The 14,546-nt window shown below is 59.7% G+C and carries 13 protein-coding genes and 1 pseudogene; 11 read left to right on the top strand and 3 right to left on the bottom strand.

The features are described 5' to 3' along the window. Nucleotides 1-72: 72 nt before the first annotated feature. Nucleotides 73-1,083, top strand: coding sequence for a class 1 fructose-bisphosphatase (locus AC1DVH_RS03415; RefSeq protein ID WP_015093094.1), 1,011 nt, complete (start codon nucleotides 73-75; stop codon nucleotides 1,081-1,083). A 3-nt stretch (nucleotides 1,084-1,086) separates the two neighbouring features. Continuing rightward, a complete protein-coding gene (locus AC1DVH_RS03410) occupies nucleotides 1,087-1,689 on the top strand; it encodes a DUF924 family protein (RefSeq protein ID WP_477752628.1) in 603 nt (200 codons plus the stop codon). 117 nt (nucleotides 1,690-1,806) lie between these two features. Here the strand turns inward: AC1DVH_RS03410 and AC1DVH_RS03405 are convergent, their stop codons facing one another. Together AC1DVH_RS03405 and AC1DVH_RS03400 are read right to left on the bottom strand one after the other, a co-directional pair. Then, entirely contained in the window at nucleotides 1,807-2,571 is a 765-nt protein-coding gene (locus AC1DVH_RS03405) for a methyl-accepting chemotaxis protein (RefSeq protein WP_477752661.1), read from the bottom strand. A 93-nt stretch (nucleotides 2,572-2,664) separates the two neighbouring features. Beyond that, nucleotides 2,665-3,564: pseudogene (locus AC1DVH_RS03400) on the bottom strand (HAMP domain-containing protein); the annotation flags it as partial. A 417-nt stretch (nucleotides 3,565-3,981) separates the two neighbouring features. Here AC1DVH_RS03400 and AC1DVH_RS03395 point away from each other — a divergent pair. Both AC1DVH_RS03395 and AC1DVH_RS03390 read left to right on the top strand, forming a co-directional pair. After that, nucleotides 3,982-4,236: a hypothetical protein gene (locus tag AC1DVH_RS03395; RefSeq protein WP_007975531.1), complete on the top strand. Its 255-nt coding sequence runs from the start codon at nucleotides 3,982-3,984 to the stop codon at nucleotides 4,234-4,236. 30 nt (nucleotides 4,237-4,266) lie between these two features. After that, nucleotides 4,267-4,836, top strand: a complete 570-nt coding sequence (locus tag AC1DVH_RS03390; protein ID WP_477752627.1) for a lipocalin family protein — start codon at nucleotides 4,267-4,269, stop codon at nucleotides 4,834-4,836. Between the two features lie 106 nt (nucleotides 4,837-4,942). Here the strand turns inward: AC1DVH_RS03390 and AC1DVH_RS03385 are convergent, their stop codons facing one another. Continuing rightward, on the bottom strand, nucleotides 4,943-6,307 hold the full coding sequence (locus tag AC1DVH_RS03385; RefSeq protein WP_477752626.1) for a formimidoylglutamate deiminase: 1,365 nt from the start codon (nucleotides 6,305-6,307) through the stop codon (nucleotides 4,943-4,945). 146 nt (nucleotides 6,308-6,453) lie between these two features. Between AC1DVH_RS03385 and hutC the strand changes: the two genes are divergently transcribed. The 7 genes from hutC (at nucleotide 6,454) to AC1DVH_RS03350 (ending at nucleotide 14,291) form a co-directional block, all read left to right on the top strand. Then, nucleotides 6,454-7,164 carry a histidine utilization repressor gene (gene hutC, locus AC1DVH_RS03380; protein ID WP_173677901.1) on the top strand — a complete coding sequence of 237 codons (711 nt, stop codon included), beginning with the start codon at nucleotides 6,454-6,456 and terminating at the stop codon, nucleotides 7,162-7,164. Nucleotides 7,165-7,174: 10 nt separating this feature from the next. After that, entirely contained in the window at nucleotides 7,175-7,744 is a 570-nt protein-coding gene (locus AC1DVH_RS03375) for a HutD/Ves family protein (protein ID WP_477752625.1), read from the top strand. Nucleotides 7,745-8,188: 444 nt separating this feature from the next. Then, complete coding sequence (gene hutU, locus AC1DVH_RS03370) at nucleotides 8,189-9,871, top strand: urocanate hydratase (RefSeq protein WP_223457541.1); 1,683 nt, start codon at nucleotides 8,189-8,191, stop codon at nucleotides 9,869-9,871. Between the two features lie 160 nt (nucleotides 9,872-10,031). Next, nucleotides 10,032-11,504: a purine-cytosine permease family protein gene (locus AC1DVH_RS03365; RefSeq protein ID WP_477752624.1), complete on the top strand. Its 1,473-nt coding sequence runs from the start codon at nucleotides 10,032-10,034 to the stop codon at nucleotides 11,502-11,504. A gap of 69 nt (nucleotides 11,505-11,573) precedes the next feature. After that, nucleotides 11,574-12,542, top strand: a complete 969-nt coding sequence (locus AC1DVH_RS03360; RefSeq protein WP_477752623.1) for an ABC transporter substrate-binding protein — start codon at nucleotides 11,574-11,576, stop codon at nucleotides 12,540-12,542. Between the two features lie 70 nt (nucleotides 12,543-12,612). Then, complete coding sequence (locus AC1DVH_RS03355) at nucleotides 12,613-13,464, top strand: ABC transporter permease (RefSeq protein ID WP_046039591.1); 852 nt, start codon at nucleotides 12,613-12,615, stop codon at nucleotides 13,462-13,464. Beyond that, nucleotides 13,461-14,291 carry a quaternary amine ABC transporter ATP-binding protein gene (locus AC1DVH_RS03350; RefSeq protein ID WP_007975542.1) on the top strand — a complete coding sequence of 277 codons (831 nt, stop codon included), beginning with the start codon at nucleotides 13,461-13,463 and terminating at the stop codon, nucleotides 14,289-14,291. The genes AC1DVH_RS03355 and AC1DVH_RS03350 overlap by 4 nt, the downstream gene beginning before the upstream one ends. Nucleotides 14,292-14,546 lie beyond the last annotated feature (255 nt).

The raw sequence follows: 14,546 nt of genomic DNA, 5'->3' as shown, positions 1-14,546 counted from the left end.
GGAGGAAATGCACCCCGACTCGCGCTAAACTGCTCGGGTTTTTAGCCCCCCCCCATTCCTCCGGAGCCTTCCATGTCCCGCGTTACCTTGAGTCGCTATTTGATTGAGCAGACCCGCAGCAACAACACTCCTGCCGATCTGCGCTTCCTGATCGAAGTGGTGGCGCGTGCCTGCAAGGAGATCAACCACGCCGTGTCCAAAGGCGCCCTGGGTGGCGTTTTGGGCAGCATGGGCACTGAAAACGTCCAGGGCGAAGTGCAGAAGAAGCTCGACGTGATCTCCAACGAAATCCTGCTCGAAGCCAACGAATGGGGCGGTCACCTGGCCGGTATGGCGTCCGAAGAAATGGACAACGCCTACCAGATCCCGGGCAAATACCCGAAAGGTGCGTACCTGCTGGTATTCGACCCGCTGGACGGTTCGTCGAACATCGACATCAACGCGCCGGTCGGAACCATCTTCTCGGTACTGCGTTGCCCGAACGAATACCTGAGCCAGAACGAACCTTTGAACGAAAAGGCCTTCCTGCAGCCAGGTACCCAGCAAGTGGCCGCCGGTTATGCGATCTATGGTCCACAGACCATGCTGATCCTGACCTTGGGCGATGGCGTGAAAGGTTTCACCCTGGACCGTGAAATGGGCAGCTTCGTACTGACCCACGAAAACATCACCATTCCTGAAGCCACCCAGGAATTTGCCATCAACGCGTCCAACCAGCGTCACTGGGAAGCACCGGTACAGCGCTACGTCGGCGAATTGCTGGCCGGCGATGAAGGCCCGCTGAAAAAGAACTACAACATGCGCTGGGTCGCTGCGATGGTGGCCGACGTGCACCGCATCCTGACCCGCGGCGGTCTGTTCATGTACCCACGCGACAGCCGCGAGCCTTCCAAGCCAGGCAAACTGCGCCTGATGTACGAAGCCAACCCGATGTCGTTCCTGGTGGAACAAGCGGGCGGTGCGTCCACCGACGGCCACCAGCGCATCCTCGACATCCAGCCGGAAGGCCTGCACCAGCGGGTTGCGGTGTTCCTCGGTTCGAAAGAAGAAGTTGCCCGCGTCACGGCTTACCACAAGGAATAAACCATGACTGCGCCCTGGCAGCCGTTGCTTTATTGGTGGTTCGGGAGTTCCGAGTCAGCGAGGGAAGTGGCGGCGCAGAAGGGCAAATTGTGGTTCGGCAAGCGCGACAGCCAGGACCTCGAAGCGCGCGAGCGTTTCGGGGGCTGGACCGAGCAGGCACTGGCCGGCGGATTGACCGAGTGGATGCAACATCCCGAAGGTTGGCTGGCCCTGGTGCTGTTGCTCGATCAAATCCCGCGAATGATCTTTCGCGATATTCCCAAAGCCTTTGCAGGCGATCTCCGGGCGCAGAAGCTGGTAGCCCAAGGCATTGCCGCGGATTACGACCGGCAGTTGCAGCCGATTCAGCGGGTGTTCATCTACCTGGTGTTCGAGCATAGCGAAGACCTCGCGGTGCAGAACGAAGGCGTCTCGCGCTACATCGAACTGGTGGCGCAGCAACCGGAAATCGATCGGGCGCTGTTCAGCGATTACCTGGACTATGCCGAGCGGCATCAGAAAGTGATTGCGCAGTTTGGGCGCTTTCCGCATCGCAATGCGGTGTTGGGGCGGGAGAGTACTGCTGAGGAGCTCGAGTTTCTGTCGAAACCGGGCTCTCGGTTCTGATTTTTCGTTGTAGCTGATGCCGCCATCGCGAGCAAGCTCGCTCCCACAGGGATCTTTGTCGCACTGGAGATCCACTGTGGGAGCGAGCTTGCTCGCGATGAGGCCGGAGAGATCGCCTCAGATCCTGAAGCTACCAACTAGCTGCTTCAACCGCGCCGCCTGCTGCTCAAGATCGGCACACGCACGCAAGGTCGACTGCAGGTTCTCCACACCTTCCTGGTTCAGCATGTTGATCTCTGTGATGTCGACGTTGATCGACTCCACCACGGCCGTCTGTTCCTCAGTGGCAGTGGCGACCGACTGATTCATGCCATCGATCTCACCGATGCGCTGGGTCACGCTGCCCAGGCGTTCGCCCGCCTGGTTGGCGATGCCGACGCTGCTTTCGCTCTGGCGCTGGCTGTCAGTCATGATGCCCACCGCTGCCCGGGCGCCGACCTGCAGTTCTTCGATCATCGTCTGCACTTGCTGCGCCGAGTCCTGGGTGCGGTGAGCGAGGTTGCGCACCTCATCGGCCACCACGGCAAAACCGCGACCGGCCTCGCCAGCGCGGGCCGCTTCAATGGCGGCGTTGAGCGCCAGCAAGTTGGTTTGCTGGGAGATGCTGGTAATCACTTCCAGGATCTGCCCGATGTTGACCGTATTGCTATTGAGGGTTTCGATGTTGCCGCACGAATCGCTGATCTTGGCCGACAGCTGCTGCATCGCCGCGATGGTTTTATCCACCACCTGTTGGCCTTCTTCGGCCAGGCTGCGGGCATCGCTGGAATGTTGCGAGGCGAGGGCGGCGTTCTGGGCGATCTCCTGGGCGGCGGCACCGAGCTGGTTGATCGCCGCAGCGACGCTGCTGGTGCGCGAGGCTTGCTGGTCGGAGTTGTACATCGACGAGTTCGAGGCGGCGACTACACGCAACGCCACTTCGTTGACCTGGCCGGTGGCCGAGGACACTTCGATGATCGAGGTGTGAATGCGCTCGACGAAGCGGTTGAACGACAGCCCCAGCGCGCCGAATTCGTCATGGCCGTGAATGGTCAGGCGTTTGGTCAGGTCACCTTCGCCTTCGGCGATGTCGTGCATGGCGCGGCCCATGGTCAGCAGCGGCTGCATCAGCAGGCTGATCAGCATGCCCAGCAGGACGATGATGATCACCACGGCAATCACCATGGCGATGATCGCCGAGGTGCGGAATTCGCTGAGCATCGAGAACGCCGTTTCCTGATCGAGCACCAGTGCCACGTACCAGTTCGCCGATGGCACGCCGTTGACGTGGGTGAAGGCGATGAACTGGCGCTTGCCGTCGATCTCGACTTCTTTCATGCCCGGGCTGACTTTGGGTGTGTCGCTCGGATAGGCCTCGGTCAGGTTCTTGAGCACCAGCTTGCTGTCCGGGTGAATCAGGATCTTGCCATCGGCACCGACGATGAACGCATGACCGTGACCGCCGAAGTTCAGCGAATTGATGATCGCGCTGACGCTGGACAGGTCGATGTCGGCGCCTGCGACGCCGATCATCTGGCCCTGGTGCTGCACCGGGGTGGCCACGGTGATCACCAGTTTGCCAGAAGACGCGGCAATGTACGGTTCGGTGACGATGGTCTGTTGTGCGCTATTGGCCGCCTTGTACCAGCCGCGGGCGCGAGGGTCGTAGTCCGCCGCACGGTTGCCCGCCGGGACCGAGAACATCACGCCGTCGGCACCACCGAAGTAGCTCAGCTGGAAGTTGCCGGTGTAGGCGGGCAGGTCGATGATTCGTTTCAGGCCAGCGGGAGCATTGCCGTCGGCGTTGATCTGTTGGGCCATCGACTGCAGCAATTGCATGCGGCTTTCCAGCCAGGTCTGGATGTTGCTGGTGGTCAGACTGCCGAGTTCCTGCATCGAGGCTTCGGTGCTGTTGCGCAAGGTTTGGCGCTGGCGATAGTCGTTGAACAGGATGAAACAAGCGAATGCGACGGCCACCACGAGGGCGGCAGCCAGCAATATCTTGTGGCTGAACTTCATGTTTCTGGTCATGGATGAGCTACCGCAGAGGGGCTGTTCTACAAAATGGGGGAGCAAATGCCACCGACGTGGCTTTGCGTTGCATTTATGTCGACTGAACGGCGCCAAAGATTAGGCGAATTCTCTGAAAAACGACGAAATGCTCGATGAATAAGGAAAGTGGCTGATTTTCGGCAAAAGGTAGACGAGTGGCCCGATAAATAGCCTGCCGGGCACGGAACCTCGCAGGGGTTTTCTCTTCTAAGCTTCAGCTTGGCAGCCATGCCAATCCCCTACGCCCCCCGGAGTTTCACCATGTCGCTGCGTTCCATCGCCCTGCTTTCGTTTTGCGTGTTGCTGGCTGCCTGCAGCAAAGTCAATCAGGAAAACTACTCTAAGCTCTCGGCCGGCATGGCCAAGGCCGATGTGGAGACCCTGTTGGGCAAACCTGCCGATTGTTCAGGTGCGCTCGGCATGTCCAGTTGCACCTGGGGCGACAAGAACAGCTTTATCAGCGTGCAGTTCGCCGGTGACAAAGTGCTGATGTTTTCCGGCCAAGGCCTGAAGTAAACCGGGGCGTTTGCCCGCGGGAGAAAAATAATGAAGCGGTTATTGATCATCCTTTTTGCCGGTCTGTTGTTGGCTGGCTGTGCCACGTCTGGCCCGGACCCATTGGCCCCCAAGACTGTCAAAAGTGTCAATCTCAAGCGCTACCAGGGCACCTGGTACGAGTTGGCGCGCATGCCGATGTACTTCCAGCGCGACTGCGCGCAATCCGAAGCCCATTACACGCTCAAGCCTGACGGTAACGTGGCGGTGTTGAACCGCTGCCTGACGGCGCAGTGGCAATGGGAAGAGGTCAATGGCACGGCTTATCCACAGGTGCCCGGCAAGGGCGACAAGCTGTGGATCGAGTTCGATACCTGGTTCTCCAGGCTGATCCCGGGTACGGCGAAGGGCGAATACTGGGTGCTGTACGTCAGCGATGACTACAAGACCGCCATTGTCGGGGATCCGAGCCGGAAGTATTTGTGGCTGTTGTCGCGCACGCCGACCGTGAATGGTGTGGTGCGTGAGGAACTGCTGAGCAAGGCGCGTCAGCAGGGTTACGACACAACGCGGCTGATCTGGCGTGCGTCGGAACAGCAGATGGCCGAGACGTCCAACTAACAACGCATGGCCCTGTAGGMGCGAGCTTGCTCGCGATGGAGTATCAGACACAACGATGTCGACTGACACACCATCGCGAGCAAGCTCGCKCCTACAGGGTTTTGTGTCAGCCTAAAAGTTCGCGCAGGACTTGAGTGAATGCACGGCTGCTTTCTTCTTCGCCGGCATGCCGCCCGTCACGCACCACCCACTGACCATTCACCAGCACATCCCGCACTTGGCGATCGCCACCGGCAAACAGCCACCGATTGAGAATCCCGTCACCATTGGCTGTCGCCAAATACGGATCGTTGCCATCGAGCACCAGCCAGTCGGCGCGTTTGCCGACTTCCAGCGCGCCAATCGGCTGGCCTAACGCCTGAGCACCGCCATCCAGCGCCGCATCGAACAACGTGCGGCCAACCATTGGCTGATCCGCGCCATACAAACGATTACGCCGTTGGTCGCGCAGACGCTGGCCGTATTCCAGCCAGCGCAATTCTTCCACCACGCTCAATGACACATGACTGTCGGAACCGATGCCCATGCGGCCGCCCTGGGCGAAGAAATCCACCGCCGGGAAAATCCCGTCGCCCAGGTTGGCTTCGGTGGTCAGGCACAGGCCGGCGATGGCGCGACTCTTGGCCATCGACGTGACTTCTTCCGGGTTGGCGTGGGTCGCGTGGACCAGGCACCAGCGCTGATCGACGTCGATGTTTTCGTACAGCCATTGCAACGGACGACGACCGCTCCAGGTCAGGCAGTCGTCGACTTCTTTCTGCTGCTCGGCGATGTGGATGTGCACCGGGCATTGCTTGTCGCTGGCCGCCAGCACTTCGCTGATCTGCTGTGGCGTAACCGCGCGCAGTGAGTGGAAACACAAGCCGAGCGACTGCGCCGGTTGCTGCGCCAGCACCGGTTGCAGGCGCGATTGCAGCTTGAGGTAGTTTTCGGTGCTGTTGATGAAGCGACGCTGACCTTCGTTCGGGGTCTGGCCGCCGAAACCGGAGTGGCTGTAGAGCACCGGCAGCAGGGTCAAGCCGATACCCGCGGAACTGGCTGCCTGGCTGATGCGCAGAGCCAGTTCGGCCGGATCCGCATAAGGCTGACCATTGATGTCGTGATGCACGTAGTGAAATTCCGCGACCGAGGTGTAACCGGCCTTGAGCATTTCGATATACAGCTGGCGGGCGATGACACCGAGTTGTTCCGGGCTGATTTTTCCGACGAGGCGATACATCAGATCGCGCCAGGTCCAGAAACTGTCGTTCGGATTGCCCGCCACTTCCGCCAGCCCGGCCATGGCCCGCTGGAAGGCGTGGGAGTGCAGGTTCGGCATGCCAGGCAGCAGCGGACCGCTCAGCCGCTCGGCGCCATCTGCCTTGGAATCGGCCTGGATATGGGTCAATACGCCGTCGGCGCTGACCTCAAGACGTACATTGTTGGCCCATCCACTAGGCAGCAGCGCGCGTTCGGCAAAGAAGGCGGACATGGTTCAGCACCCCATCGTGTGTTATTTGTATATACATATACAGACGTTTGCCTGCCCGGTAAACTCCGGCAAGCTAGCGACATCAATCAAATGACCAAGGATTAACCGTGCCGACTCCGCCTCCAGTCTCTCCGTTGGCCGCGAACATGGGCGACAGTCCGGCGCCCTTGTACGCCCGCGTCAAACAAATGATCACCCAGCAAATCGACAGTGGAAACTGGCCGCCGCACTACCGCGTTCCGTCGGAAAGCGAACTGGTCAGCCAGTTGGGCTTCAGCCGCATGACCATCAACCGCGCCCTGCGCGAGATGACCGCCGATGGCCTGCTGGTGCGCATGCAAGGCGTCGGCACATTCGTCGCCGAGCCGAAAAGCCAGTCCGCGCTGTTTGAAGTGCACAACATTGCCGATGAAATTGCCTCTCGCGGTCATCGCCACACCTGCAAGGTCATCACCCTTGAAGAAGAGGCCGCCGGCTCCGAGCGTGCCCTGGCCCTGGACATGCGCGAAGGGCAGAAGGTGTTCCACTCGCTGATCGTGCATTTCGAAAACGATATTCCGGTGCAAATCGAAGACCGTTTCGTCAATGCGCTGGTGGCGCCGGACTACCTCAAGCAGGACTTCACCCTGCAAACGCCCTACGCCTACCTGAACCAGGTCGCGCCGCTGACCGAAGGCGAGCACGTGGTCGAGGCGATCCTGGCCGAGTCGTCCGAATGCAAATTGCTACAGATTGAAAAGGGCGAGCCTTGCCTGCTGATTCGCCGCCGCACCTGGTCCGGTCGTCAGCCAGTGACCGCCGCTCGCTTGATCCACCCCGGTTCCCGTCATCGTCTGGAAGGTCGGTTTCATAAATAGAGAGCCATAAATGAGCAGTCTGAAAGTTTTACGTGCGCTCGATTACCCGCGCATGCCGTGGAAAAACGGCGGCGGCAGCACCGAAGAAATCACCCGCGATGCCGGCACTGGCCTGGATGGGTTTGGCTGGCGCCTGTCGATTGCCGACATTGGCGAGTCGGGTGGGTTTTCCACCTTCGCCGGTTACGAGCGAGTGATCACCGTTTTGCAGGGCGATGGTATGAGCCTGACGGTGGATGGCCAGGACACGCGGCCACTGTTACCGCTGGACCCGTTTGCCTTCAGTGGTGAAAGCAAGGTTTCCTGCACGTTGCTCGGCAGTCCGATTCGCGATTTCAACCTGATTTACGCGCCGCAGCGTTACGGTGCGCGGTTGCAGTGGTTGAGTGGCGAGCAGCGGTTCTTCAGTTCGGCGGGTACGATGTTGGTGTTCAGCATCAGCGAAGCACTGGAAGTGAAGGTCGGTAACAACGCTTCGAAGCTCGGTCGCCACGATTGCCTGCAACTCGACGCTAACACTGGCCTGCTGGAAATCTCCGTTAATAGCCCATGCTGTGTGATTGAGCTGACCGCACGCTGATTCTGAATTTTCAAAAGATCGCAGCCTTCGGCAGCTCYTACATGGGATGCTTTGCACCCTGTARGAGCTGCCGAAGGCTGCGATCTTTTGCTTTTCAGCGTTCCCGAAAGCGCACCATGTTGTTACCGAACGCCCCAGCGTGGCGCAAAACCACGCTCAAGTAACAAAACCCCCTCGCCACAAAAATCCTCCCGAAAAAATTTCATCTACACCAGAACCCTTGTCCCAGGCGCTCTCCAGCCGTTTCAGAATTTTTCTTGAATGCTCATCCGGCAAGTTGGCCGCTTGATTGCATATGCTTGTATGTACAAGTAAAGACGTATGCGTATGAGTCACGAGGACTCAACCATCGTCCACTGATTCGCCGGTGTGCACTGATATGCCCATTGGCTTGCTCGCCCACTGCCTGGGTTGGTTTGGATTGATTGCTGAGGAGTCTTTTTCGTGACTGACATTAAACCTACTAAGTTTCGTGACGTTGAAATCCGTGCCGCACGTGGTAACAAGCTGACCGCCAAGAGCTGGCTGACCGAAGCGCCGCTGCGCATGCTGATGAACAACCTCGACCCGGAAGTCGCCGAGAACCCTAAAGAACTGGTGGTTTACGGTGGTATCGGTCGCGCTGCACGTAACTGGGAATGCTACGACAAGATCGTCGAAAGCCTGACCAACCTGAACGACGACGAGACCCTGCTGGTGCAATCCGGCAAGCCGGTCGGCGTGTTCAAGACCCACAGCAATGCCCCGCGCGTACTGATCGCCAACTCCAACCTGGTTCCACACTGGGCGAGCTGGGAACACTTCAACGAACTCGACGCCAAAGGCCTGGCCATGTACGGCCAGATGACTGCCGGCAGCTGGATCTACATCGGCAGCCAGGGCATCGTCCAGGGCACCTACGAAACCTTCGTTGAAGCCGGTCGCCAACACTATAACGATGACCTGAAAGGTCGTTGGGTCCTGACCGCAGGCCTCGGTGGCATGGGTGGCGCTCAGCCTCTGGCCGCGACCCTGGCTGGCGCTTGCTCGCTGAACATCGAATGTCAGCAGGTCAGCATCGATTTCCGTCTGAAAAGCCGCTATGTCGACGAGCAAGCAACCGATCTCGACGACGCGCTGGCCCGCATCGCCAAATACACCGCCGAAGGCAAAGCGATTTCCATTGCCCTGCTGGGTAACGCGGCAGAAATTCTCCCGGAACTGGTCAAGCGCGGCGTGCGCCCGGACATGGTTACCGACCAGACCAGCGCCCACGATCCGCTCAACGGCTACCTGCCGGCCGGCTGGACCTGGGACCAGTACCGCGCTCGCGCCAAGACTGAACCTGCCGCTGTGATCAAGGCCGCCAAGCAATCGATGGCCGTGCACGTCAAAGCGATGCTGGACTTCCAGAAAATGGGCGTACCGACTTTCGACTACGGCAACAACATCCGTCAGATGGCGCAAGAAGAAGGCGTGGAAAACGCATTCGACTTCCCGGGCTTCGTACCAGCCTACATCCGTCCGCTGTTCTGCCGTGGCATCGGCCCGTTCCGTTGGGCTGCACTGTCGGGCAACGCTGAAGACATCTACAAGACCGACGCCAAGGTCAAAGAGTTGATCCCGGACGACGCCCACCTGCACAACTGGCTGGACATGGCCCGTGAGCGCATCAGCTTCCAGGGTCTGCCGGCACGTATCTGCTGGGTTGGCCTGGGCCTGCGCGCCAAGCTGGGTCTGGCGTTCAACGAAATGGTCCGTAGCGGCGAGTTGTCCGCGCCGATCGTGATCGGTCGCGACCACCTGGACTCCGGTTCGGTATCGAGCCCGAACCGCGAAACCGAGTCCATGCAGGACGGTTCCGACGCCGTGTCCGACTGGCCACTGCTCAACGCCCTGCTCAATACCGCGAGCGGCGCGACCTGGGTTTCCCTGCACCACGGCGGCGGCGTCGGCATGGGCTTCTCTCAGCACTCGGGCATGGTGATTGTCTGCGACGGTACTGACGAAGCGGCCGAGCGTATCGCTCGCGTGCTGCACAACGACCCGGCCACCGGTGTCATGCGTCACGCCGATGCCGGTTACCAGATCGCCATCGACTGCGCCAAGGAACAAGGGCTGAACCTGCCGATGATTACCGGCAAATAAAGAAAGCGGGCCTTGGCCCAATGCAAACCTGTAGGAGCTGCCGAAGGCTGCGATCTTTTGATCTTGATCTTTTAAAAGCAAAAGATCGCAGCCTCGTTTCACTCGACAGCTCCTACACAGATACAACCAACACCGACCAACAATCCACAGAGGTTGAACCATGGCTGTTAACAGCGATCGTGCAGGCAACAAACCGTTGATCGAGAAGCGCTCGATCGACTACATCCCGGAAGCGGAAAGACACGGTCGTCTGTTGAGCCAGTTCACCCTGTGGATGGGTGCCAACCTGCAAATCACCGCGATTGTCACCGGGGCCCTGGCCGTGGTGCTGGGCGGCGATGTGTTCTGGTCGTTGATCGGTCTGTTGATCGGTCAATTACTGGGTGGCGGCGTGATGGCGCTGCATGCCGCGCAAGGGCCCAAGCTCGGCCTGCCGCAGATGATCTCCAGCCGGGTGCAGTTCGGCGTGTACGGCGCGGCGATCCCAATCGTGCTGGTCTGCTTGATGTACCTGGGCTTCACCGCAACGGGAACCGTGTTATCCGGGCAGGCGCTGGGCCAATTGTTTGGCGTCAGCGACACCGTCGGTATCCTCCTTTTCGCCAGTGTCATCGTGCTGGTCACGGTGCTCGGTTATCGGGTGATCCATTGGATCGGCCGTGTTGCCAGTGTCATTGGCGTGATTGCCTTTGTTTATCTGTTCAGCTGTCTGATGAGCCAGGTTGACGTTGGCGCACTGTTGCAAATCCGCCACTTCAGCTGGAGCAGTTTCTTGCTCGCGGTGTCGCTCGCGGCGTCCTGGCAGATCGCCTTCGGCCCTTATGTGGCTGACTATTCTCGCTACCTGCCGAGCAAGATTTCCTCGGTGAAAACTTTTTTTGCCGCAGGCGCAGGTTCGGTTATTGGTGCACAGGTGGCGATGGTCCTCGGCGTGTTCGCTGCCGCTTCGGCCAACGGGCAATACGCCGGCCACGAAGTGGCCTACATCGTTGGTCTTGGCGGTACCGGTGCCACCGCTGCGCTGCTGTACTTCAGCATCGCCTTTGGCAAGGTCACCATCTCCACGCTGAACTCCTACGGCAGTTTCATGTGCATTGCGACCATCATCAGCGGTTTCCGGGGTGACCTGAAGGTAACGCGCTTGCAACGTCTGGTCTTCGTGCTGGTCATCGTCGGTGCTGCGACCCTGATGGCGTTGCTCGGTCAGCACTCGTTCCTCGGTGCGTTCAAGTCCTTCATCCTGTTCTTGCTGGCGTTCTTCACGCCCTGGAGCGCGATCAACCTGGTGGACTACTACTGCATCACCCGCGAGCGCTATGACGTGCCGGCGCTGGCCGACCCGAACGGTCGCTACGGCCGCTGGAACCCACTCGGGATCAGCGTCTATGTCTTCGGTGTGCTGGTGCAACTGCCGTTCATTTCCACCAAGTTCTATACCGGTCCGCTGGTGGCGGCCCTGGGTGATGTGGATATTTCCTGGATCATCGGTCTGGTGCTTCCCGCAGCCCTGTATTACCTGTGCGCAAAAAAATGGCACGGCACAGTGCCCGATCAATTGATCCTGCCGGTCGAGCAGGACAGCGTTGTACAACCTAAAAAAAGCGGGGCCGGTCGCGCTGCGGCGCAGGCCTGATTGGACGTGGACAGGGCTGGATGCCTCTTGACTGCCGTAAGCCAACTCATGATTAGGAGCGTCACAACAATGAAATCGAACAAGACCCTGCTGACCACATTGCTTTCCATGGGCCTGCTGGCCAGCGCCGGCGCCACTCAGGCGGCGGGTTGGTGCGAGTCGGGCAAACCGGTGAAGTTCGCCGGCCTGAACTGGGAAAGCGCCATGCTGCTGACCGACGTGTTGCAAGTCGTGCTGGAGAAAGGCTACGACTGCAAGACCGACAGCCTGCCAGGCAACTCCATCACCATGGAAAACGCCCTGAGCAGCAACGACATTCAAGTGTTCGCCGAAGAGTGGGTCGGCCGCAGCGAAGTCTGGAACAAGGCCGAGAAGGCCGGCAAAGTCGTCGGTGTCGGCGCGCCAGTGGTGGGTGCCGTCGAAGGCTGGTACGTGCCGCGCTACGTGATCGAAGGCGACGCCAAGCGCAAGCTGGAAGCCAAGGCGCCGGACCTGAAAAACATTGCCGACCTGGGCAAGTACTCGGCGATTTTCAAGGATGCCGAAGAGCCATCCAAGGGTCGTTTCTATAACTGCCCGGCCGGTTGGACCTGTGAGCTGGACAACAGCGAAATGCTGAAGAGCTACGGCCTGGAAAGCACCTACACCAACTTCCGCCCAGGCACCGGCCCGGCGCTGGATGCCGCTGTGCTGTCGAGCTACAAGCGTGGCGAGCCGATCCTGTTCTACTACTGGTCGCCAACCCCGCTGATGGGCCAGATCGACGCGGTGAAACTCGAAGAGAAACCAGGCGTGAACAAGACCGTGGATATCAAGGTCGGCCTGTCCAAGACTTTCCACGACGAAGCGCCTGAATTGGTGGCCGTGCTGGAAAAGGTCAACGTGCCAATCGACCTGCTGAACCAGAACCTGGGGCGCATGACCAAAGAGCGGATCGAATCACCAAAACTGGCCAAGATCTTCCTGAAGGAACATCCTGAAGTCTGGCACGCATGGGTGAGCGAAGACGCAGCCAAGAAAATCGACGCGGCCTTGTAGGTTGGGCTTCTCCGACTGTCGGCGACGGCAGTCGGATGCTTGATCGCAACCCCTTGATTGAGAGTCTCTTATGTTTCCCGAAAGCTTTACCTTTTCCATCGCCGACTGGGTCAACGGTTGGGTCGATTCGCTGGTCACCAACTACGGTGACGTGTTCCGGCACATCTCCGACACCCTGTTGTGGGCCATCGTCAATCTCGAAGGCCTGCTGCGCGCTGCACCCTGGTGGCTGATGCTGGCGATCGTGGCTGGTGTGGCCTGGCACGCGACCCGCAAGGTCGTGACCACTGCCGTCATCGTTGGTTTGCTGTTCCTGGTGGGGGCGGTTGGCCTCTGGGACAAGCTGATGCAGACCCTGGCACTGATGATGGTGGCGACGATCATTTCGGTGTTGATCGGCATTCCGCTGGGCATTCTCTCGGCGCGCAGCAACCGCCTGCGTTCGATACTGATGCCATTGCTGGACATCATGCAGACCATGCCGAGCTTCGTGTACCTGATTCCGGTGCTGATGCTGTTCGGCCTGGGCAAGGTCCCGGCGATTTTCGCTACCGTGATCTACGCCGCGCCGCCGCTGATCCGCCTGACCGATCTGGGCATTCGCCAGGTCGACGGCGAAGTGATGGAAGCGATCAACGCCTTCGGTGCCAACCGCTGGCAGCAACTGTTCGGCGTGCAACTGCCGCTGGCCCTGCCGAGCATCATGGCCGGGATCAACCAGACCACCATGATGGCCCTGTCGATGGTGGTGATCGCCTCGATGATCGGTGCCCGTGGTCTGGGTGAAGATGTGCTGGTGGGGATTCAGACCCTCAACGTCGGACGTGGCCTTGAAGCCGGTCTGGCGATCGTGATTCTGGCTGTGGTGATCGACCGCATTACACAGGCGTACGGTCGCGCACGGCATGAGGTGAGCAAATGAACAACGCAACCGTGAGCAAGATCGAAGTCAAAAACGTCTTCAAGATTTTCGGCAACCGTGCCAAGGACGCGCTGGCCATGGTCGGCCAGGGCAAGACCAAGGATCAGGTGCTGGCCGAAACCGGCTGCGTGGTGGGTGTGAACGACCTGTCGCTGAGCATCGGCAGCGGCGAGATCTTCGTGATCATGGGCCTGTCGGGTTCCGGCAAGTCGACCCTGGTCCGCCACTTCAATCGCCTGATCGACCCGACCAGCGGCGCGATCCTGGTGGACGGCGTGGACATCCTGCAATACGACATGGAAGCCCTGCGCGAATTTCGTCGGCGCAAGATCAGCATGGTGTTCCAGAGCTTCGGTCTGTTGCCGCACAAGAGCGTGCTGGACAACGTCGCCTACGGCCTGAAAATCCGCGGCGAAAGCAAAGCCATGTGCGCCGAGCGTGCGCTGCACTGGATCAACACCGTGGGCCTCAAGGGCTACGAAAACAAATATCCGCACCAGCTCTCCGGCGGTATGCGTCAGCGTGTGGGCCTGGCCCGCGCCCTGGCGGCGGACACCGACATCATTCTGATGGACGAAGCCTTCAGCGCCCTAGATCCGCTGATCCGCGCGGAGATGCAGGACCAGTTGCTGGAACTGCAAAAGACCCTGCACAAGACCATCGTCTTTATCACCCACGACCTCGACGAGGCCGTGCGCATCGGCAACCGTATCGCGATCCTCAAGGATGGCCGCCTGATCCAGGTCGGCACGCCGAGAGAGATCCTGCACTCGCCTGCGGATGAATATGTCGACCGCTTTGTACAGCGTCGGGCGGCGGTGGTTTAAGAGGTTTGTGCCGGCTGTGCTGGCCTCATCGCGAGCAAGCTCGCTCCCACAGTGGGTCCCCGGTGTTCACAAAACCTGTGGGAGCGAGCTTGCTCGCGATGAGGCCGGTAAAGCTGCATCAATATTCAGGTTGTAAGCACGAGGTTGAAGATGTCCCAGGCTGAAAAAATCGTTATCACCGAAGCGCAGGTAACCTGGCAGGACGTGGTCGCCGTGGCCCGTCATGGCGCACAGCTTGAGCTGTCGGCGCCGATC

Source organism: Pseudomonas sp. P4_C3 (assembly GCF_056402075.1).
This window is presented reverse-complemented; position numbering and strand designations above follow the sequence as displayed.